At 61.8% G+C, this 19,626-nt stretch carries 16 protein-coding genes; 11 read left to right on the top strand and 5 right to left on the bottom strand.

Translation table 11 applies throughout. The features are described 5' to 3' along the window. Positions 1 to 514: 514 nt before the first annotated feature. Both EI969_RS06285 and EI969_RS06280 read left to right on the top strand, forming a co-directional pair. Complete coding sequence (locus EI969_RS06285; protein WP_160386610.1) at positions 515 to 1,567, top strand: YCF48-related protein; 1,053 nt, start codon at positions 515 to 517, stop codon at positions 1,565 to 1,567. A 28-nt stretch (positions 1,568 to 1,595) separates the two neighbouring features. Beyond that, the gene (locus EI969_RS06280; RefSeq protein WP_160386608.1) at positions 1,596 to 3,980 is read left to right on the top strand and encodes an RND family transporter; all 2,385 of its coding nucleotides are present in this window, start codon (positions 1,596 to 1,598) and stop codon (positions 3,978 to 3,980) included. Positions 3,981 to 4,144: 164 nt separating this feature from the next. On the opposite strand, the gene EI969_RS06275 is transcribed toward EI969_RS06280, so the two are convergent. Together EI969_RS06275 and EI969_RS06270 are read right to left on the bottom strand one after the other, a co-directional pair. Continuing rightward, the gene (locus tag EI969_RS06275; RefSeq protein ID WP_032829613.1) at positions 4,145 to 4,864 is read right to left on the bottom strand and encodes a FadR/GntR family transcriptional regulator; all 720 of its coding nucleotides are present in this window, start codon (positions 4,862 to 4,864) and stop codon (positions 4,145 to 4,147) included. Positions 4,865 to 5,045: 181 nt separating this feature from the next. Continuing rightward, positions 5,046 to 6,782: an IlvD/Edd family dehydratase gene (locus EI969_RS06270; protein WP_160386606.1), complete on the bottom strand. Its 1,737-nt coding sequence runs from the start codon at positions 6,780 to 6,782 to the stop codon at positions 5,046 to 5,048. 193 nt (positions 6,783 to 6,975) lie between these two features. Between EI969_RS06270 and EI969_RS06265 the strand changes: the two genes are divergently transcribed. The 9 genes from EI969_RS06265 (at position 6,976) to EI969_RS06230 (ending at position 13,862) form a co-directional block, all read left to right on the top strand. Then, positions 6,976 to 8,298: an MFS transporter gene (locus EI969_RS06265; RefSeq protein ID WP_160386604.1), complete on the top strand. Its 1,323-nt coding sequence runs from the start codon at positions 6,976 to 6,978 to the stop codon at positions 8,296 to 8,298. Positions 8,299 to 8,458: 160 nt separating this feature from the next. Further along, the gene (araD1, locus tag EI969_RS06260) at positions 8,459 to 9,451 is read left to right on the top strand and encodes an AraD1 family protein (RefSeq protein ID WP_160386603.1); all 993 of its coding nucleotides are present in this window, start codon (positions 8,459 to 8,461) and stop codon (positions 9,449 to 9,451) included. Positions 9,452 to 9,461: 10 nt separating this feature from the next. Next, a complete protein-coding gene (locus tag EI969_RS06255) occupies positions 9,462 to 11,042 on the top strand; it encodes an aldehyde dehydrogenase (NADP(+)) (protein WP_160386600.1) in 1,581 nt (526 codons plus the stop codon). 72 nt (positions 11,043 to 11,114) lie between these two features. Further along, the gene (locus EI969_RS06250; RefSeq protein ID WP_160386599.1) at positions 11,115 to 11,453 is read left to right on the top strand and encodes a DUF5629 family protein; all 339 of its coding nucleotides are present in this window, start codon (positions 11,115 to 11,117) and stop codon (positions 11,451 to 11,453) included. Continuing rightward, positions 11,446 to 12,615: a lactonase family protein gene (locus EI969_RS06245; protein WP_160386597.1), complete on the top strand. Its 1,170-nt coding sequence runs from the start codon at positions 11,446 to 11,448 to the stop codon at positions 12,613 to 12,615. The genes EI969_RS06250 and EI969_RS06245 overlap by 8 nt, the downstream gene beginning before the upstream one ends. A 156-nt stretch (positions 12,616 to 12,771) precedes the next feature. Continuing rightward, the gene (locus EI969_RS06240; protein WP_150719150.1) at positions 12,772 to 12,951 is read left to right on the top strand and encodes a hypothetical protein; all 180 of its coding nucleotides are present in this window, start codon (positions 12,772 to 12,774) and stop codon (positions 12,949 to 12,951) included. Between the two features lie 203 nt (positions 12,952 to 13,154). After that, positions 13,155 to 13,280 carry a hypothetical protein gene (locus tag EI969_RS30460; RefSeq protein WP_256678246.1) on the top strand — a complete coding sequence of 42 codons (126 nt, stop codon included), beginning with the start codon at positions 13,155 to 13,157 and terminating at the stop codon, positions 13,278 to 13,280. A gap of 115 nt (positions 13,281 to 13,395) precedes the next feature. Continuing rightward, positions 13,396 to 13,608 carry a hypothetical protein gene (locus tag EI969_RS06235; RefSeq protein WP_160386595.1) on the top strand — a complete coding sequence of 71 codons (213 nt, stop codon included), beginning with the start codon at positions 13,396 to 13,398 and terminating at the stop codon, positions 13,606 to 13,608. Beyond that, positions 13,605 to 13,862 (top strand): hypothetical protein, encoded by a 258-nt coding sequence (locus EI969_RS06230; protein ID WP_160386593.1) that lies wholly within the window; start codon positions 13,605 to 13,607, stop codon positions 13,860 to 13,862. The genes EI969_RS06235 and EI969_RS06230 overlap by 4 nt, the downstream gene beginning before the upstream one ends. A 113-nt stretch (positions 13,863 to 13,975) precedes the next feature. On the opposite strand, the gene EI969_RS06225 is transcribed toward EI969_RS06230, so the two are convergent. The 3 genes from EI969_RS06225 to EI969_RS06215 are packed head-to-tail and all read right to left on the bottom strand — an operon-like array spanning position 13,976 to position 19,451. After that, a complete protein-coding gene (locus EI969_RS06225) occupies positions 13,976 to 14,572 on the bottom strand; it encodes a glutathione S-transferase (RefSeq protein ID WP_160386591.1) in 597 nt (198 codons plus the stop codon). Then, positions 14,569 to 18,210, bottom strand: a complete 3,642-nt coding sequence (locus EI969_RS06220) for an AAA family ATPase (RefSeq protein WP_160386589.1) — start codon at positions 18,208 to 18,210, stop codon at positions 14,569 to 14,571. Before EI969_RS06220 ends, EI969_RS06225 begins: the two co-directional genes overlap by 4 nt. Next, positions 18,207 to 19,451, bottom strand: a complete 1,245-nt coding sequence (locus tag EI969_RS06215) for an exonuclease SbcCD subunit D C-terminal domain-containing protein (protein ID WP_160386587.1) — start codon at positions 19,449 to 19,451, stop codon at positions 18,207 to 18,209. The genes EI969_RS06220 and EI969_RS06215 overlap by 4 nt, the downstream gene beginning before the upstream one ends. Positions 19,452 to 19,626: the final 175 nt, after the last annotated feature.

The following is a 19,626-nucleotide window of genomic DNA, read 5'->3' as shown; positions in this document are numbered from 1 at the left end:
CTGCGCAGTGGGCAACCCGGCATGGATGCCGGGTTAGCCGCCCCCGGCCATGGATGGCCGATGGCGGCGGGCCCACGGAGCAGGACCGGAGCGAGGGCATGCCGAGCCTAGGCGAGGCACCGAACGACAGGGGCAAGAGCCCTTTGGTTACTTTGGGGCTTTTCCAAAGTGACCCGCTGTAAGAGCGGAACCCTAAGTGGCCGTTACCGCAGAAACGGATATGTACACCAAAACCCAAAACCCAAAACCCAAAACCCAAAACCCAAAACCCAAAACCCCAATCACCCCACCTGATACCCAACCATTCAGAACACCCCCATCCCCGCGCGGTTAACAAAACATAACGTGGCGTCGATTGTCAGACATTAAAAAACACCGATAGGATAGGCCAGCTTCCGAAGGGGCTCTGGATTGCGGGTTTCAGGACTATGCTCTGAAACAGCCAGTCCAGACACGCACCCTGGCGGCGCCCAGAAAGGTTGAACGACCTAACAATAATAATGGGGGAAGGTCTATGAGTGAGCCTGTCATGGGTGTGGGTATCTGCCGCCCGCCGGCATTGCGCAAATTCGCGTTGCTGGCCACAGCGCTCTCGCTGTTGGGCTCTGCCATGCTGTCGGCACCTGCGCTGGCCGCTGCGGCGCCAGCATCCGACGTTGTTTATTCCATTGAATCTGCCAAGGCCGTCAAAAGCCTGATGCTCGATGTCGTCCACGCCGGCAAGCGCCTGGTGGCGGTCGGGGATCGTGGGCACATCCTGTATTCCGATGACCAGGGCGCTACCTGGACCCAGGCCAAGGTCCCGACCCGGGCGCTGTTGACGTCGGTGTTTTTCATCGATGACAAACACGGCTGGGCCGTCGGTCATGACGCACAGATCCTCGCCAGCGAGGACGGCGGCACCACCTGGACCAAGCAATTCGAAGATCTGACTCGCGAATCGCCGCTGCTCGATGTCTGGTTCAAGGACGTCAACAGCGGCTTTGCCGTGGGCGCCTACGGTTCGCTGATGGAAACCACCGACGGTGGCAAGCACTGGGAAGACGCCAGCGACCGCCTGGACAACGAAGACCAGTATCACCTGAACTCGATCGCCGCGGTCAAGGACGCCGGGCTGTTCATCGTCGGCGAGCAGGGCAGCATGTTCCGCTCGGCCGACTGGGGCCAGACCTGGGAAAAACTCGAAGGTCCGTACGAAGGCTCGCTGTTTGGCGTGATCGGCACGGCGCAGGCCAATACGCTGTTGGCCTACGGCCTGCGCGGCAATCTCTACCGTTCCACGGACTTCGGCAGTACCTGGGAGCAAGTCGAGCTCAAGGCTGAACGTGGTGACCTGGAGTTCGGGCTGTCCGGCGGCACGCTGCTCGACGACGGTTCCATCGTGATCGTCGGCAACGGCGGCTCGGTGATCCGCAGCAGCGACAATGGCGAAACCTTCAAGGTGGTCAACCGTGCGGACCGTATTTCGGTCTCGGCAGTGACTGCAGCAGGCAATGGCAATCTGGTTCTGGCCGGGCAGGGTGGTGTTCGCGTCACTTCGCCGAACGGCACCGAGTCGGGCAAATGAGCCGGGTTAATAATAAGAAGGCGGAGCTATGACTTCCTTGAGTACTCATCACCAGGACAAGGCGACGTTCCTCGAGCGCCTGATCTTCAACAACCGCCCGGCAGTGATCACGATCTGCCTGCTGGTCAGTATTTTTCTGTTCTGGCAGGCGACGCTGATCCGTCCGTCCACCAGTTTCGAAAAAATGATCCCGCTGGAGCATCCCTTCATCCAGAAGATGATGGAGCACCGCAACGATCTGGCGAACCTGGGCAACACCGTGCGGATCTCGGTGGAAGCCACCGATGGCGACATCTTCTCCAAGGAATACATGGAGACCCTGCGTCAGATCAACGACGAGGTGTTCTACATCTCCGGTGTCGACCGTTCCGGCCTCAAGTCGCTGTGGAGCCCGAGCGTTCGCTGGACCGAAGTGACGGAAGAGGGCTTCGCCGGCGGTGAAGTGATCCCGCAGAGCTACAACGGTTCCCAGGCCAGCCTCGACTTGCTGCGCAACAACGTGCTCAAGTCCGGTCAGGTCGGACGCCTGGTGTCCAACGATTTCAAATCGAGCATCGTCGACATCCCGCTGCTGGAGTCCTACCCGGACCCGCAAGACCAGGGCAAGCTGCTGGCGCTGGACTATCGCAAGTTCTCCCACGAGCTGGAAGACAAGATCCGCACCAAGTTCGAAGCACAGAACCCGAATGTGAAGATCCACATCGTCGGTTTCGCCAAGAAAGTCGGTGACCTGATCGATGGCCTGGTGATGGTGGTGATGTTCTTCGGCATCGCCTTCGTCATCACCCTGATCCTTTTGCTGTGGTTCACCAACTGCCTGCGCAGTACCGTCGCCGTGTTGAGCACGACGCTGGTGGCGGTGGTCTGGCAACTGGGGTTGATGCACTTCTTCGGTTTCGGGCTCGATCCTTATTCGATGCTGGTGCCGTTCCTGATCTTTGCCATCGGTATTTCCCACGGCGTGCAGAAGATCAACGGGATCGCCCTGCAATCGAGCGAGGCGGACAATGCCCTGACGGCGGCGCGTCGCACCTTCCGTCAATTGTTCCTGCCGGGGATGATCGCGATCCTCGCCGATGCCGTGGGTTTCATCACGCTGCTGATCATCGATATCGGTGTGATCCGTGAGCTGGCCATCGGCGCCTCCATCGGCGTGGCGGTGATCGTGTTCACCAACCTGATCCTGCTGCCGGTGGCGATTTCCTATGTCGGCATCAGCAAGCGTGCGGTCGAGCGCAGCAAGAAAGACGCAGTGCGCGAGCATCCGTTCTGGCGTCTGCTGTCGAACTTCGCCAGCGCCAAGGTTGCCCCGGTTTCCATTCTGCTGGCGCTGATCGCCTTTGGCGGCGGCCTCTGGTACAGCCAGAACCTGAAGATCGGCGACCTCGACCAGGGTGCCCCGGAGCTGCGTCCGGACTCGCGCTACAACAAGGACAACAACTTCATCATCAACAACTACTCGACCAGTTCCGATGTGCTGGTGGTGATGGTCAAGACCAAGTCCGAAGGATGCTCGCGCTACGAGGCCATGGCGCCGATCGACGAGCTGATGTGGAAGATGCAGAACACCGAGGGCGTGCAGTCGGCGATTTCCCTGGTGACCGTGTCCAAGCAAATGATCAAGGGCATGAACGAGGGCAACCTGAAATGGGAAACCCTGTCGCGTAACCCTGATGTGCTGAACAACTCCATCGCCCGTGCTGACGGCCTGTACAACAACAGCTGTTCCCTGGCGCCGGTGCTGGTGTTCCTCAACGATCACAAGGCCGAGACCCTGGATCGTGCGGTGCATGCGGTGCAGGAGTTCGCCAAGGAAAACAACAAGGAAGGCCTGGAGTTCATCCTCGCTGCCGGTAACGCCGGGATCGAGGCGGCCACCAACGAGGTGATCAAGAAGTCCGAGCTGACCATCCTGATCCTGGTGTACATCTGCGTCGCGGTGATGTGCATGATCACCTTCCGTTCGTGGGCGGCGACCTTGTGCATCGTGCTGCCGCTGGTGCTGACCTCGGTGCTCGGCAACGCCCTGATGGCCTTCATGGGCATCGGCGTGAAAGTGGCGACCCTGCCGGTCGTGGCACTGGGTGTGGGGATTGGTGTGGACTACGGCATCTACATCTACAGCCGTCTGGAAAGCTTCCTGCGTGCCGGCCTGCCGCTGCAAGAGGCGTACTACCAGACGCTGAAGTCCACCGGTAAAGCGGTATTGTTCACCGGCCTGTGCCTGGCCATCGGCGTGTGCACCTGGATTTTCTCGGCCATCAAGTTCCAGGCCGACATGGGTCTGATGCTGACCTTCATGCTGTTGTGGAACATGTTCGGTGCGCTGTGGCTGTTGCCGGCACTGGCGCGGTTCCTGATCAAGCCTGAAAAACTGGCGGGGCAGAAGGGCAATTCGCTGTTCGCCCATTGATCCAGGGCTAAAATGAAAAAGCCGCAACCCGAGGGTTGCGGCTTTTTTATATCTGCAGAAAAACACCCCTTTGTAGGAGCCGGCTTGCTGGCGATGGTGTGCCAGTCAACATCAATGTGGCTGACACACCATCGCCAGCAAGCCGGCTCCTACAGGGGGGGCGTTTAGGCGGGATCGCTGCCCAGCACCACATTCAGCGCACTGCGTGCATCATCGAGCTGCACCAGCGTCGCATGCCGCGCGCCGAGGGCGTCGCGGTTTTCGATGGCGGTCAGGATCGCCTTGTGCCGGGGCAGCGCCAGTTCATGCAGGTTCGGCCGCTGGTTCGAATGCTTCAAGGCTTCGGCGATGGCCACCGAGAGCATGTTGCACAGGTTCGCCAGCAAGTCGTTGTGCGTGGCGTCGGCAATGCGACTGTGGAAGTCCAGGTCCGGCTGCAACAGGGCCTCCGGCGTCGGCGCGGCTTCCATGCGCTGGTAGGCCTCACCGATGGAGGCAATGTCCGCCTCGGTGGCGAATTGCGCGGCGAGGGCGGCGGCGGCTGGTTCGATGATGCTGCGTACGCTGGTCAGCAGGTCGAAAAACTGGTTCTGCGGACTGCTCTGCATCAACCAGTGCAGCACGTCCGGATCGAGCATGTGCCAGTCCTTGCGCGGCTTGACCACGGTGCCGACCCGCGGACGGGAGTACACCAGGCCCTTGGCAACCAGCACCCGGGTGGCTTCACGCAGCACCGGCCGGCTGACCGCATACTCTTCGCACAACAGCGCTTCGGCGGGCAGTTTGTCGTCAGGCAGGAAGCGTCCCGAGACGATCTGCATGCCCAGTTCCTGGACGATGCGCGAGTGCATGCTTTTGCGGTCGGAGGGTTTGCGGTAATCCATGGGAAACGGCGCGATCCTGTGCGAATAGGTGTCGCGCATGATAGCAGGCGCGGGCACGCAAAACCCCTGTAGGAGCGAGCCTGCTCGCGATGGACTTCAAGACGACGCTTGCTTCCAGACAGCGCGCGTTATCGTTCACGTCCATCGCGAGCAGGCTCGCTCCTACAGGGGAAGGGTGGTGTCAGTGGGAGTGACGCGGCACTTCAGCGCCACGGCAGCCGACCAGGAAGTCGAAGTCGCAACCCTGGTCCGCTTGCAGCACGTGGTCGATGTAGAGCTGACGATAGCCACCGACGATCAGGTTCTGCGGCGGTTGCAGGTCAGCCATGCGCGCCGCCAGTTCGGCGTCCGGAATATCCAGGTGCAAACGGCCGCCGGCGCAATCGAGTTCGATCCAGTCACCTTCCTTCACCGCGGCCAACGGCCCGCCGGCAGCGGCTTCGGGGGCGACGTGCAGGACCACGGTGCCGTACGCCGTGCCGCTCATGCGTGCATCGGAAATGCGCACCATGTCGGTCACGCCCTGGGCCAGCAGTTTGGCCGGCAGGCCCATGTTGCCGACTTCTGCCATGCCCGGATAACCCTTCGGCCCGCAGTTTTTCATCACCAGGATCGAGTTGGCGTCCACGTCCAGTTCCGGGTCGTTGATCCGTGCCTTGTACATGTCGAAGTTCTCGAACACCACCGCACGGCCGCGATGCTGCATCAGTTCAGGCGTGGCGGCAGACGGCTTGAGCACGGCGCCCAGCGGGGCCAGGTTGCCACGCAGTACACAGATGCCGCCATCGGCGCGGATCGGATTGTCGAGGGTGCGGATCACTTCGTCCTCGCCATAGATCGGCGCGTCCTTGGTGTTCTCGCCGATGGATCTGCCGTTGACGGTCAGGGCGTCGGGGTTGGGGATCAGGTTGGCTTCACCGAGGCGACGCAGCACGGCGGGCAAGCCACCGGCGTAATAGAACTCTTCCATCAGAAAACGACCTGACGGTTGCAGGTCGACGATGGTCGGCATGCCGCGACCGATGCGGGTCCAGTCATCCAGGTCCAGTTCGACGCCAATGCGCCCGGCGATGGCTTTCAGGTGGATCACGGCGTTGGTCGAACCGCCGATGGCGGCGTTGACGCGGATGGCGTTCTCGAAGGCTTCCCTGGTGAGGATCTTCGACAGCTTCAGGTCTTCGCGCACCATCTCCACGGCACGCATGCCGGACATGTGCGCCAGTACATAGCGGCGCGCATCCACGGCCGGGATCGCCGCGTTGTGGGGCAGGGAAGTGCCCAGTGCTTCGGCCATGCAGGCCATGGTCGAGGCGGTGCCCATGGTGTTGCAGGTGCCGGCCGAGCGGGACATGCCACCCTCGGCCGCGAGGAAGTCATCGATGCTGATGGTGCCGGCCTTGACCTGTTCGCTGAGCTGCCAGACCACGGTGCCGGAGCCGATGTCCTTGCCCTTGTGCTTACCGTTGAGCATCGGCCCGCCGGTGACGACGATGGCGGGCACGTCGCAACTGGCGGCGCCCATCAACAAGGCCGGGGTGGTTTTGTCGCAACCGGTCAGCAGCACCACGCCATCGATCGGGTTGCCGCGAATGGCTTCCTCCACGTCCATGCTCGCCAGGTTGCGGGTGAGCATGGCGGTGGGGCGCAGGTTCGATTCGCCGTTGGAGAACACCGGGAACTCCACCGGAAAGCCACCGGCCTCGATCACCCCGCGTTTGACGTGCTCGGCAATCTGGCGAAAGTGCGCGTTGCACGGGGTCAGTTCCGACCAGGTGTTGCAAATGCCGATGATCGGCTTGCCATGGAACTGGTGGTCGGCGATGCCCTGATTCTTCATCCAGCTGCGGTACATGAAGCCGTTCTTGTCGGCCGTGCCAAACCATTGGGCGGAGCGCAGGGTGGGTTTCTTATCAGACATAATCGATTCTCTTATTGTATGACTATATTGTTCGAACTGAGGCGTAACATAAGCGCAAATTGTGCGCTTTGGAAGTGTTGTTGAGTAAATAGTATTACTATATAGTCCGCTCAAACGGAGGGATGGCCCTGGCGAGTTTTCGCGAGAGGCGTCCCCCGAGGTTCCATAACAACAACAATCGGAGACCGATCTCATGAGCCAGGAACTGCGGCTTATCCGCCGCATCACGCTGAAACTGATTCCCTTCCTGATCCTGCTGTACCTGATCGCCTATGTGGACCGCTCCGCGGTGGGCTTCGCCAAATTGCACATGGGCGCCGACATCGGCCTGGGCGATGCCGCCTACGGTCTGGGCGCCGGGCTGTTCTTCATCGGCTACTTCCTGCTGGAGATCCCCAGCAACCTGATGCTCGACCGCTTTGGCGCACGCCGCTGGTTCGCGCGGATCATGGTCACCTGGGGCGCCATCACCATCGGCATGGCTTTCGTCCAGGGGCCGAACAGCTTCTATGTGATGCGCTTTCTGCTCGGCGCCGCCGAAGCCGGGTTCTTTCCGGGCGTTCTGTACTACATCACCCAATGGTTCCCGGTGCGCCATCGCGGCAAGATCCTCGGGCTGTTCATCCTTTCCCAACCCATCGCGATGGTGATCACCGGCCCGCTGTCCGGTGGCCTGCTGGGCATGGATGGCGTGTTGGGGCTGCATGGCTGGCAGTGGCTGTTCATCGTCATCGGCACCCCGGCGATCCTGCTGACCTGGCCGGTGCTGCGCTGGTTGCCGGATGGCCCGCAGCAAGTGAAGTGGATGGACCAGGCGGAAAAGGACTGGCTCAGTGGCGAGCTGAAAAAGGATCTCGATGCGTATGGCCAGACCCGTCACGGCAATCCGTTGCATGCCCTCAAGGACAAGCGCGTCCTGCTGCTGGCGCTGTTCTACCTGCCGGTGACCCTGAGCATCTATGGCCTGGGCTTGTGGCTGCCGACCCTGATCAAGCAGTTCGGCGGCAGCGACCTGGTGACCGGTTTCGTGTCTGCGGTGCCCTACATCTTCGGGATCGTCGGCTTGCTGATCATCCCGCGCAGTTCCGACCGCCTGAATGACCGCTACGGCCACCTCGCCGTGCTTTACGTGTTGGGTGCGATCGGCCTGTTTCTCAGCGCCTGGCTGTCGGTGCCGGTGCTGCAACTGGCGGCGCTGTGCCTGGTGGCGTTCGCCCTGTTTTCCTGCACGGCGGTGTTCTGGACCTTGCCGGGCCGCTTCTTCGCTGGCGCCAGCGCGGCCGCGGGGATCGCCTTGATCAACTCGGTGGGCAACCTTGGTGGTTACCTCGGTCCGTTCGTGATCGGGGCGTTGAAGGAGTACACCGGCAATCTTGCGTCCGGCTTGTATTTCCTCTCTGGCGTGATGGTGTTCGGGCTGATTCTGACTGGCGTGGTCTATCGCCTGCTGGAACGCAAACATGTGTTGCCGGCCGATCAATTTGCGGCGAGTGCACGTGGGGCTTCCCGTACCTGACACGAAACAGGAAATCACCACTAACCCTGTGGGAGCGGGCTTGCCCGCGATAGCAATCTGTCTGGCACACCAATGTTGAATGTGCCGCCGTCATCGCGGGCAAGCCCGCTCCCACAGGGAGTCGTGTTTGCCCGGGTTCTGCGTTAACAGGAGAAAATTCATGCGTTTGGTTCAGTTCGAATTGAGTAACGGCGAACGCCGTGTCGGCGTTGTCGAGGCCGGCCTGGTCCGTGAAGTGGAGGCTGCGCGCACCGTGCGCGATCTGGCATTGGCAGCGATCGAGGCGGGCGCGAGCCTTGAGCAACAGGTGCAAAGTCTTGGCCTGGGTATCAGCCACGACTACGCCGAACTGCTGACGCAACGGCGCATCCTGCCTCCCCTGGATCATCAGGATCCGGCGCACATGCTGGTCAGCGGCACGGGCCTGACCCATCTGGGCAGTGCGTCGGCCCGGGACAAAATGCACCAGCAGGCCGGTGACGAATCCGCGATGACCGACACCATGCGCATCTTCAAATGGGGCGTGGAGGGCGGCAAACCGGCGGCGGATGCAGCCGGTGTGCAACCGGAATGGTTCTACAAGGGCGATGGCAGCATTGTCGTCAGGCCGGGTCAGCCGTTTCCCCTGCCGCCGTTTGCCGAGGACGCCGGTGAGGAGCCGGAGATTGCCGGCCTGTACGTCATCGGTCACGACGCCAGGCCGTATCGCCTTGGGTTTGCCGTGGGCAACGAGTTCTCCGATCACGTCATGGAGCGCAAGAACTACCTGTATCTGGCCCACTCGAAACTGCGCAGTTGCAGCTACGGCCCGGAACTGCGGGTCGGCGAGCTGCCGGCGCATCTGGCGGGCACCAGCCGCATCCTGCGCGACGGCGAAGTGCTGTGGCAGAACGAGTTCCTCAGTGGTGAGGCGAATATGTGCCACAGCCTCGCCAACCTCGAATTCCATCATTTCAAGTACAGCCAGTTCCTGCGCCCGGGGGATGTGCATATCCACTTTTTCGGCACCGCGACCCTGTCCTTCGCCGACGGCATTCGCACGCAACCGGGTGACGTGTTCGAGATCACCCAGGCTGAATTCGGCGCACCATTGATCAACGGCATCGCACCGGTTGCGGCGGCGTTCGAACCCGGCAGCGTCGGCGCACTTTGAGGAATTACCCATGACCCCGATTCTTGGCCACAACTACATTGGCGGACAGCGCAGCGCCGCCGGCAGCGTCAAGTTGCAGAGTGTCGATGCGACGACGGGCGAGGCCTTGCCCCACGATTTCTACCAGGCGACAGCACAGGAAGTCGATGCGGCGGCCAGCGCGGCAGCGGCCGCGTACCCGGCCTATCGCAGCCTGAGCGCGGAGCGGCGAGCGCAGTTTCTCGATGCGATTGCCGATGAACTGGACGCCCTCGGCGATGATTTTGTCGCACTGGTCTGCCGCGAAACCGCGTTGCCCGCAGGCCGCATTCAAGGCGAGCGTGGACGTACCAGCGGGCAGATGCGCCTGTTTGCCAAAGTGCTGCGTCGCGGTGATTTCTACGGCGCACGGATCGACCGGGCATTGCCTGAGCGTCAGCCGTTGCCGCGTCCGGACCTGCGTCAGTACCGCATCGGCCTGGGACCTGTGGCGGTGTTTGGTGCCAGCAATTTTCCGTTGGCATTTTCCACCGCCGGCGGCGATACCGCCTCAGCATTGGCGGCTGGCTGCCCGGTGGTGTTCAAGGCCCACAGCGGGCACATGGCCACGGCCGAGCAGGTGGCCGATGCGATCATTCGCGCCGCCGAGAAAACCGCGATGCCGGCCGGCGTGTTCAACATGATCTACGGCGGTGGCGTCGGCGCGGCACTGGTCAAGCATGCGGCGATTCAGGCGGTGGGTTTCACCGGTTCACTCAAGGGCGGTCGCGCCTTGTGCGACATGGCCGCGGCCCGTGCGCAACCGATTCCGGTATTCGCCGAGATGTCGAGCATCAACCCGGTGATTGTGTTGCCACAGGCATTGCAGGCGCGGGCCGACACGGTTGCCCGTGACCTTGTGGCGTCGGTGGTGCAGGGCTGCGGGCAGTTCTGCACCAATCCGGGCCTGGTCATCGGTATTCGCTCTGCGTCGTTCAGCGCCTTTGTGCAGCAAGTGGCCGGGCTGATGGCCGATCAACCGGCGCAAACCATGCTCAACGCCGGCACCCTTGGCAGCTACGGTCAAGGCTTGGAAAAACTCCTCGCGCATCCGCGCGTCAAGCACCTGGCAGGGCATCCGCAGCAGGGCAATCAGGCACAGCCGCAGTTGTTCAAGGCCGATGCCAGCCTGCTGATCGACGGCGATGAAGTGCTGCAGGAAGAGGTGTTCGGCCCGACTACAGTAGTGGTCGAAGTGGCCGACCGGGCGCAACTGATGGCCGCCTTGAACGGCCTGCACGGGCAGTTGACCGCCACCGTCATCGGCGAACCGGACGACTTCGAACAGTTCGCCGGGCTGACGGCGTTGCTGGAACAGAAGGTCGGGCGCATCCTGCTCAATGGTTATCCGACCGGTGTGGAAGTCTGCGATTCGATGGTCCACGGCGGGCCTTACCCGGCAACGTCCGATGCGCGCGGCACGTCGGTGGGGACACTGGCCATCGATCGCTTCCTGCGCCCGGTGTGCTTCCAGAACTACCCGGACAGTCTGTTGCCGGAGGCGCTGAAGAACGGCAATCCGCTGCGCATCCAGCGACTGGTGGATGGGCAGCCATCGCGCGACGGGTTGTAACAGGCAGACCCAATCCCTGTGGGAGCTGGCAAGCCAACTCCTGCAGGTATGTGTGAAACCCTGTTTGGGTGCATGAGCTATCATTGCGTTTTTCCCATCCAAAGACTGATTGCCATGACTGCCCCAACCGACACCTTGCTCAATGCCCTCGAACACTGCGGAATGGTGGAAATCGACGGACTGCATGCCTTCGAATTCTCCCTCGACGAGTTCGATAATCTACACATTGAATGCATGGATGGCCGTGCGGCCAAACACTGGGAGTTCACTCCGGCGCAGATCCAGGCCGCGACCTTCGATGCCACGCTGCAAAGCTGGGTGATCACGGGTGGCTCGGGCGAACACCGTCTGGTGTGCCTGGGCGATGTCGTCAGTGGTGACAACGAAGATGACGACCAGGACGATGCGTAACCTCTGGCCACTGTTGATGGCCGGCAGCATCGGCGCCATGGGCGTCCAGGCCGCATCCGCCGACGTCTATCAACTGCTCGTCGGCTCCTACACCGCCGGTCAAAGCCAGGGCATCTACCGCCTGGCGTTCAACAGCGGCACCGGGCAGATCGATGCCAGCCCCCTGCAAGTGATCAAGAGCGAAAACCCGTCGTGGCTGACCCTGTCGAAGGACCAGCGCCATCTGTTCGTGGTCAACGAAAACGGCCCGGGCCAGGCTGATCCGGTCGGGCGCGTCAGCAGTTTCTCGATCGATCCCAAGACCCATGCGCTGAGCCTGATCAGTCAGGTGCAAAGCCTTGGCAACGAGCCGACCCACTCCAGCCTCAGCGCCGATGGCAGCCATTTGTTTGTCAGCAATTATTCGGTGGCCGAAGACCCGGGCGGTACCCTTGCGGTCTTGCCGGTGGCGGCCGATGGCCGGCTCATGCCCGTGGTGCAGATGAGCAGCCACCCGGCGAGCCGGGTCAATCCCGAGCGCCAGGCCTCGGCCCACGTTCATTCGACCATCCCGTCGCCGGACGGCAGGTACGTGTTCTCCAACGACCTGGGCGCCGACAAGGTGTTTGCCTACCGTTTCGACCCCAAGGCAAATCCACAGCTGCCGTTGACCCCGGCCACCCCGGCATTCGTACAGCTGCCGCCCGGCAGTGGGCCGCGTCACCTGTTGTTCAGCGCCGATGGCAAACACGCCTGGCTGACCATGGAAATGAGCGCGCAAGTAGCGGTGTTCGATTACCACGACGGCAAGCTCGAGCGGACGCAAATGGTCGATCTGGCCGCCGGGCAGCCGGTTACAGACAAGGCTGCGGCGGCGTTGCATACCTCGGCTGATGGCAAGTTCCTCTACGTCAGCAACCGTGGCACGGCCAATCAACTGCTGGTGTTTGCCATCGATCCGGCCACCGGCCACCTCAAGGAACTGCAACGCCGGGCGGTGGAGGGCGATCATCCGCGGGAATTCAGCCTCGATCCGAGCGGTAAATTCCTGTTGATCGCCAACCAGAAGAGCAACCAGATTGTCGTCGTCGAACGCGATGCCAGGACCGGTCTGCTGGGCAAAACGGTACAAAAACTGCCGATGGACGCCCCGAGCGATCTGAAGTTTCTACCGCGTCAATAAGCCGCAGGCCCCGGTTGATGGGGCCTGCCTGCTTTTATCAATGACGCTGATATTTGGTACTGCTACAAAGCATTTCAAGGCACGGACCCTCGAGGCGTAAGTTTGCTTCACGGCCCCACCGGGCAAGCAAGCCAACTGAATCCGAGGAATACCGCCATGAACTTCAACATCTTCTCTGTCATCGCCGCTTCCGCCATCTCCGCCACCGTTGCGCTGCCAGCCAGTGCCAACAGCGAAATCAGCGACAGAAAAGCCCACACCCAGAGCTACACCCAGAAATACCTGCAACAAAGCGCCAACTTCTACGCCGCGCTGGATCACAAAACCCAAGCCTGAGCGGTTATCCCTGCCTTTATGCAGGAGCGAAGTCACTGATGATCGACAGCACTTGTGTTGAAAACGATCAGAGTGATGTCGCTCCTGCATAACGCATTCGCGACAGTATCAGTTTGCCATCAACGTCGCGCTTGATATCACATTGCCGCAGGTTTAAATTGACGCTGATTTTTTGACTCCTCCTCACGGCAAGGATCGGCAGCATGGTGACGCGTCTGGCATTGGTTCTTCTGTTTCTCTATTCGACCCCGATTCTGTCGGCAGCGGACGCTGTTTCCAGTGAACCTGAGGCTGCGCGCGAGCGCTTGATGAGTTTTATTGAAGACTGAAATAGTCTGGTTCAATGATCAACGAAGCTGATGGTCACTATGGATATCCCTGAGTGGTTACCCAGGCTTTTTTGATCGATTCTGTGGGCATTGAAACACGCCTGCGGAGAACATCATGGCCAGCGCAATTCTCACTTCTGCCAAACACGGCGCCTATGTGGCGATCGGTCTGTACCTTGCCATGGTGCTGGTGGTCAGCCTCTCGGCCCAATCGCAATTCACCTTCGAAGCACCGATCCAGGTCGCTCATCCCGGTATCCAGTTTGAACACCGCGCGCAAAACGCGAGCGCTGAACAGGCTGAACTCGCAGGAGTCGCCGGCGCATGAAAGGGTGCAAGCTTTTGATCATCGCCTTCCTGGCATTCATCACCAATGGCTTTTCCTTGCTGGGGATCGGGCAAGGCTCGATAGGCGGTGTGGCCCGTGCCATGGAGGCCAACCATAACATTGCACGCAATATCGAGACCGCCAAGGCCATGGGGCTGCTGGCCGGCAATCCGCCGGTCAGGAGTGAGGGTGTGGCGTTTGGTCCATTCCAGGTGGATTGCTCGGCCATCGGCATGTGTGGGGTGCTGGCCTGAATCCTCGACACACCGCTGACCCTTGTAGGAGCCGGCTTGCTGGCGATGGTGTGTCAGGCACCACAACGTCAACTGACACTCCATCGCCAGCAAGCCGGCTCCTACAGGGGGAGTTATTTCTTCATGATCGATGTGAACAGTTCCGACTCCAAAAGCCGCTGTAGCCATGCCTGCAAACGCAGGTAAGGCGTCTGCCCGAACCACTCGCGGTCCACATGCGCAAACTGCCGTACGAAGGGCATCAACGCCACGTCGGCCAGGCTTGGATGATCGGCCAGCAAGTAGTCGCGTCCCTCCAGCAACGCCTCCAGCCTTCGCAAAAACACCTCGCCCTCACCACGATAAACCTCCATCGGCTGCTCGGGATAACGCTCGGCGTACTTGTAGCGATTCAAGTGCAGCTTGAACACCTGGTCGTTCTGCTCGATCAGCGGGGCGATTTGCGCCGCTGCGTCAGGATCATCCTTGAGCAGCCAGTCCTGCGGATCATTCTGTGCCAGCGCCCAGCGCATGATGTCGAGGCTTTCGTCGATCACCCGGCCATCGGCGCTCAGCACTGGCACCGTGCCTTTGCCCGACAGCGCGAGCATCTCGGCGGGCTTGGCTTTCAGGCTGACTTCGACGATGTCCACGGCCACGCCCGAATAACGCAGGGCCATGCGTGCACGCATGGCGTATGGGCAGCGGCGGAAGGAGTACAGCGTGTTCATTTCACCTCCAGGGTGCTCAGGCCGTTGCCCTGGCGACGGACCTGGATCTGCACCGGAATCCGTTCATGCATTTCCTGTACGTGGGAAATCACCGCGACCTTGCGGCCCTGGGCCTGCAAGCCGTCGAGGGCGTCCATGGCCAGTTGCAGGGATTCCGGATCGAGGCTGCCGAAGCCTTCGTCGATGAACAGCGACTCGATTTTCAGCGTGCTCGACGCCATCGACGCCAAGCCGAGGGCCAGTGCCAGCGAGACCAGGAAGGTCTCGCCACCGGACAGCGAGTGCACCGAGCGCAGTTCGTCGCCCATCTCCGTGTCCATCACCAGCAAACCGAGCATGCTGCCGCCGCGCTTGAGGCGATAGCGGCGCACCAGCTGGCGCAGTTGCACGTTGGCGTGGTGCACCAGAAGGTCGAGGTTGTAGGCCTGGGCGATCTTGCGGAAGGTGTCGCCGGTGGCGGAGCCGATCAACGCATTCAGGCGCGCCCAGCGTTGATACTCGGTGTAGGCGTTGGCAATCTGCTGGGCCAGGGCCTGGTTGGCATTCTGCCGGCGTTGATCTTCGGTCTGTTCGGCGCGCAGTTCGGCGCAGTGTTGCTCGCTGGTGGCGGCGAGGTTTTGCAGGTCGGCCAGCGCACTGGCCAACTGCTCGGCATCGAGGTTGCCGTTGTGCTGTGCCTGATGAGCGACCAGGCGCTTGTCCCGCTCCTGCACCAATACCTTGGCCTGTTCGATGGCTTTTTCGCTGTCCTGCAATTGCTGGCGCAGTTCGCTGACCTGGGTGTCGTCGACGCGCAACAGGTCTTCGAGGCCGCCGTCATCCAGCTCGGGATGGCGGGCACGCCAGTCACCGATTTTCCCGGACAGGTCACGCTCTTCGCCTTCCAGTGCGTGCATACGCTCTTGTTGGGCCTTGAGTTCGGCGGCGATTTGCACGGACTGCGTGAGCACGCTTTGCAGCGTCTGTGCCGTACCGGTTTCGGCGCTGCGTGCCTGTTCCACAGCCTGTTCCAGTTGCTGTTGCCAGTGCTCGGCGCTGCTGTGTTCGCCGAGTAGTTGCCCGAGGGTGTGCTGGCTCGCCTGTTGCTGCTCGGCCAGCCCGGCGAATTGCTGTTCGGCGGCGTGCGACTGCTGCACGCGGCTTTGCTGGCGATCCTGCTCCTTCTCCAGATTTTGCTGGCGCTGCTGCTGCTCGGCCAGTTCTTCCTTCTGTTGCTCGAGTTGCGCCAGGCGCTCGGCGATCTGTCGGTCGAGCTGCATGAAAGTCGCGGCCGGCTCGACGCGCAGTGCTTGCAGGGTATCGGCCGGTAACAGGTTGGCGAATGCGCCGAGCTCTTCGTCCAGGCGCTGGCGATCATTGTTCAGTTCGCGCTGTTGATTGCTCAGGTGCTGGGCCGCTTGCTGGTGCGCGCTTTCGGCATGACGCAGTTGCTGGGTCAGGCGTGCGGCGTCCTGTTGCAGGGTGAGCAGCGCGCTCTGGCGTTGCTCGTCCTGGCTGATGCTCTGGTTGAGCTGACTGTTTTGCTGGATGAGCCAGGCATCGCGTTTAGCGGCATCCTGATTCAGCAGTTGGGTCGCCAGCGGATGCGCTTCCAGACTTGGGGCGATGGCTTGCTGCTGGGTCGCCAGATGCTCCTGCTGTTGCAGCAGTTCCTTTTGCTGGGCGATCAGCCCGCCGACTTCGGCGCGCAGGTCGGTGAGTTTTTCCTTGAGCAGGTCGACGGCCTTCTGCGCGTTGGCCTGCTCGCTTTCATCAAAACGGCCGAGGCTCTGCAGCAGGGCTTCTGGCTGATGATACGGATGTTCGTTGCTGCCGCAGACCGGGCATGGCTGATCGTCCTGCAGCTGCGCGCGCAGCTCTTCGACACTGGCACTGCGCGCCAGACGCTGGCGCTCCAGCAGTTCGCGCGTGACGTTGAGGGTCTGTTCGGCAACGCTCAGGTCAGCCTTGGCCTTGACCCCGTCCTGGGTCAGGCGTTCGCGCTCCTGTTGTGCGGTGAGCTGGCGCTGTTGCAACTCGGCACCGCGTTTGTCCAGGTCCTGCTGGCTGGCCCACAGGCGTGCAAGGTCTTCGACGGCGCGCAGTTGCTTGCGGTTGTCCTGCAACAGACTGCCCAGAATGCCGATCTGCTCGGCGACAGCGTCCGGTTCGGCGCCGGCCTCCTTGAACAGCACCTCCAGTTGTTGCTTCTGCGTGGTGAGCGCTTGTTCGGTGCTCGCGGCGTTTTGTTCGAGGCTGGCCAGTTCGGCCTGGCCCTGATTCAGTCGATTGCCGATCAGCATCAACTGTTGCAGGCGATCACGGTAGGCATTCCAGGCATCGCTCAACGGAGCCAGATGGGTGCTTTGCTCCAGTCCGGTGGCGATTCGCTGCAAGTCCTCAGCGCCACGGGCTTGCTGATCGAGCAAGGTCTGAATCGTGCCCTGGCCCTGGGTGCAGGCCTGTTGCGCCTGTTGCCTGGCTTCGGCACTGAGGGCGGTGTCCTTGGCAAGGCGGGCGAGGGTGCTTTGCGCTTCGAAGGCCTGGCGCAGCAACGGCGCGCTGGTGGTTTGCAGTTGTTGCGCTTCGCTCAAGGCGATCCGGGCGGCGCTGAGCTTTTGCTCAAGCTGCGCCTGACGCTCGCCGAGTTCGCCATGTTGCTGCGCATGCCGGGTAATATGCGCCGCCAAGGGTGTCAGCAGCGCGTCGACCTCGGCTTTACGGGCGAACTGGTGACGTTGCGGGGCGAGTTGTTCGAGGCGGGTGAGCCGCAAGCGCTCACTGGTCAGGGCTTGCCAGTGGCTCTGCGCCGATTGCAGTTGCTCGGTCGCGGCCAGATGCTCGTCTTGCAGGCGACGCAGGTCCTTGAGCCAGGTGTCCTGCAGTTCAAACTGCTTGAGCTGTGCTTGTTGGGTCTTGAGCTGCTGCTGCGCCTGGTTGAAACGCTCATCCAGTTCCGCACGGGCTTCGGGCGACAGCGGCGTCACTCCGCTGGCCTGATCCTGCAGCAGCTTGTGTGCCTCGCGGGCCTCCTTGGTCTTGTCGAAGGCACGACGACCGAGGCGCGTATAGAGCGCCGTGTCGGTGAGTTTTTCCAGCAGTTCGCTGCGGTCGTTGTCGTCGGCCTTGAGGAAAGCGCTGAACTCGCTTTGCGCCAGCAGCACGGCGCGGGTGAACTGTTCGAAATTCAGGCCCAGCGCGGCTTCGAGCTGAGCCTTGTATTCGCCTTTCTGGCTGGCGAGCAATTGATCCTGATCGATGTCGCGCAAGCTCTGGCGGCTGGCCTGCAGCTTGCCGCCGGCCTTTTCCCTGGCGCGATTGGCTTCCCAGCGCGCGCGGTAGCGGCGGCCGTCGACGCCGACGAAATCCACTTCGGCATAACCTTCGCCCGTGCCGCGACGCAGCAGGGTGCGCGGGTCGCCGGTGCCGATTTCACCATCGGCGTCCGGCACCTTGGCGTCGCGGCCGGTGTTGTTCAGGCGCGGTACGGCGCCAAACAGCGCCAGGCACAATGCATCGAGCAAAGTGCTTTTGCCGGCGCCGGTGGGGCCGGTAATGGCGAACAACCCGGCACTGGCCAGGGGTTCAGCGGTGAAATCGATTTCAAACGGCCCGGCCAGCGAGGCGAGGTTTTTCAGGCGGATCGCAAGGATTTTCATGGCTGTTCGCTCTCCATCTGCACGTCCTGCAACAGCTCGGCAAAGTCCTTGAGGGTCTGCTCGTCGACCTCGCTGCCGTAGTTGTCCTGCCAGGCACGGCTGAACAGTTCCTGCGGCGTGAGCTGGTCCAGTTCGATCAGCGCGCTGCCTTCGTCGGCCCCGTCCCGTCCGCCGTTGCCGGCGTACTCGGCGGCGATGCGCACCAGGCGCACGGCCTTGCCTTGCAGGGCGGTTTCAACCTGATTGCGCAGGTCGGGCTGAGGCTCGTCGAGGCGCACCCGCACCTCCAACCACGGCTGGCGCTGGATGTCGGCCAACAGGTCGATGTTCGGCAGGTCCGCCAGTTGCAGCAGGATCTCGCTCAACGGCGCTGGGCCGATGCGTTGCAGGTTGACGGCACGGGGGATCAGTTTCGGCTCGACGCTGACCAGGGTTTCGCCGTCGAGCTTGATGTCGAGGATCTGGTGCTGATAGCCGATCTCGGAGAACGACAGCGGAATCGGCGAGCCGCTGTAGCGGATGCGCTCCTCGCCGTTGACCTTCTGCGGCTTATGCAAATGACCGAGGGCGACATAGCTGATGCTCGGCCCGAACAGGCTGGCGGGCAGGGCTTCGGCGTTGCCGATGATCAGGCTGCGCTCGGAGTCTTCCGACACCGAGCCGCCGGCCATGTGCGCGTGGCTGATGGCGATCAGTGCCTGGCCTTTCTTGCGCTTGGCGTTGGCGGCCTCGATCAGCCACTCGTGGACCTGTCCAATGCCGCGCAGGTAGTTGTCACCCAGATGCGCGCCGGTGACTTCGGCAGGGCGCAGGAACGGCAACGCCAGGCACCAGGCGACCGTTTTACCCTTGGCATTGGGCAGCGGTAACAACAAGCGCTCGGCGTCCAGTTGCCCGTCATCCAGCCACAACACACGACCGAGCGCATGAGTGCGCAAGCGCCGCATCAACGGCGCCGGCAGTTCGATCCGTGAACCGGAATCGTGGTTGCCGGCGATCATCACGATGGTCAGCAAGGGCTGCTGTTCGTGGGCGCTGACGATGAAGTCGTAGAGGCGTTCCTGGGCTTTGACCGGCGGATTGACCGTGTCGAAGATATCGCCGGCGATCAACAGCACATCCGGTTGATCCAGTTTCAGCTGGCGCAACAGCCACTCAAGAAAACAACCGTGTTCGAAATCGCGATCCTGGCCGTGCAGGTTTTGCCCCAGGTGCCAGTCGGAGGTGTGAAACAAGCGCAAGGCGGACTCCGCTACAAAATAGGTGATGGCCGCGGGAAAAATGAAGGCGGCGAAAGGGGGGAGAGTTTACTGGCAAAAGGTCGGGAATGCAGAAGGCAAAAATCCGCCGGGTGCTGTTGCTCACCAACAGGGAGTGGTTCAGTGCCTATCCGGCCGAATGAAAAGGAAGTGTCAT

Origin of the sequence: Pseudomonas sp. PB101, from assembly GCF_009764265.1 — a bacterium.
Classification (GTDB): Bacteria; Pseudomonadota; Gammaproteobacteria; order Pseudomonadales; family Pseudomonadaceae; genus Aquipseudomonas.
Note: the sequence above shows the minus strand (reverse complement) of the source record. Positions and strands in the feature narration are given on the sequence as shown.

Coding starts and splice junctions, on each gene's coding strand:
- EI969_RS06285 (WP_160386610.1), top strand. CDS start 515: ATGAGTGAGCCTGTCATGGGTGTGGGTATCTGCCGCCCGCCGGCATTG.
- EI969_RS06280 (WP_160386608.1), top strand. CDS start 1,596: ATGACTTCCTTGAGTACTCATCACCAGGACAAGGCGACGTTCCTCGAG.
- EI969_RS06275 (WP_032829613.1), bottom strand. CDS start 4,864: ATGGATTACCGCAAACCCTCCGACCGCAAAAGCATGCACTCGCGCATC.
- EI969_RS06270 (WP_160386606.1), bottom strand. CDS start 6,782: ATGTCTGATAAGAAACCCACCCTGCGCTCCGCCCAATGGTTTGGCACG.
- EI969_RS06265 (WP_160386604.1), top strand. CDS start 6,976: ATGAGCCAGGAACTGCGGCTTATCCGCCGCATCACGCTGAAACTGATT.
- araD1 (WP_160386603.1), top strand. CDS start 8,459: ATGCGTTTGGTTCAGTTCGAATTGAGTAACGGCGAACGCCGTGTCGGC.
- EI969_RS06255 (WP_160386600.1), top strand. CDS start 9,462: ATGACCCCGATTCTTGGCCACAACTACATTGGCGGACAGCGCAGCGCC.
- EI969_RS06250 (WP_160386599.1), top strand. CDS start 11,115: ATGAGCTATCATTGCGTTTTTCCCATCCAAAGACTGATTGCCATGACT.
- EI969_RS06245 (WP_160386597.1), top strand. CDS start 11,446: ATGCGTAACCTCTGGCCACTGTTGATGGCCGGCAGCATCGGCGCCATG.
- EI969_RS06240 (WP_150719150.1), top strand. CDS start 12,772: ATGAACTTCAACATCTTCTCTGTCATCGCCGCTTCCGCCATCTCCGCC.
- EI969_RS30460 (WP_256678246.1), top strand. CDS start 13,155: ATGGTGACGCGTCTGGCATTGGTTCTTCTGTTTCTCTATTCGACCCCG.
- EI969_RS06235 (WP_160386595.1), top strand. CDS start 13,396: ATGGCCAGCGCAATTCTCACTTCTGCCAAACACGGCGCCTATGTGGCG.
- EI969_RS06230 (WP_160386593.1), top strand. CDS start 13,605: ATGAAAGGGTGCAAGCTTTTGATCATCGCCTTCCTGGCATTCATCACC.
- EI969_RS06225 (WP_160386591.1), bottom strand. CDS start 14,572: ATGAACACGCTGTACTCCTTCCGCCGCTGCCCATACGCCATGCGTGCA.
- EI969_RS06220 (WP_160386589.1), bottom strand. CDS start 18,210: ATGAAAATCCTTGCGATCCGCCTGAAAAACCTCGCCTCGCTGGCCGGG.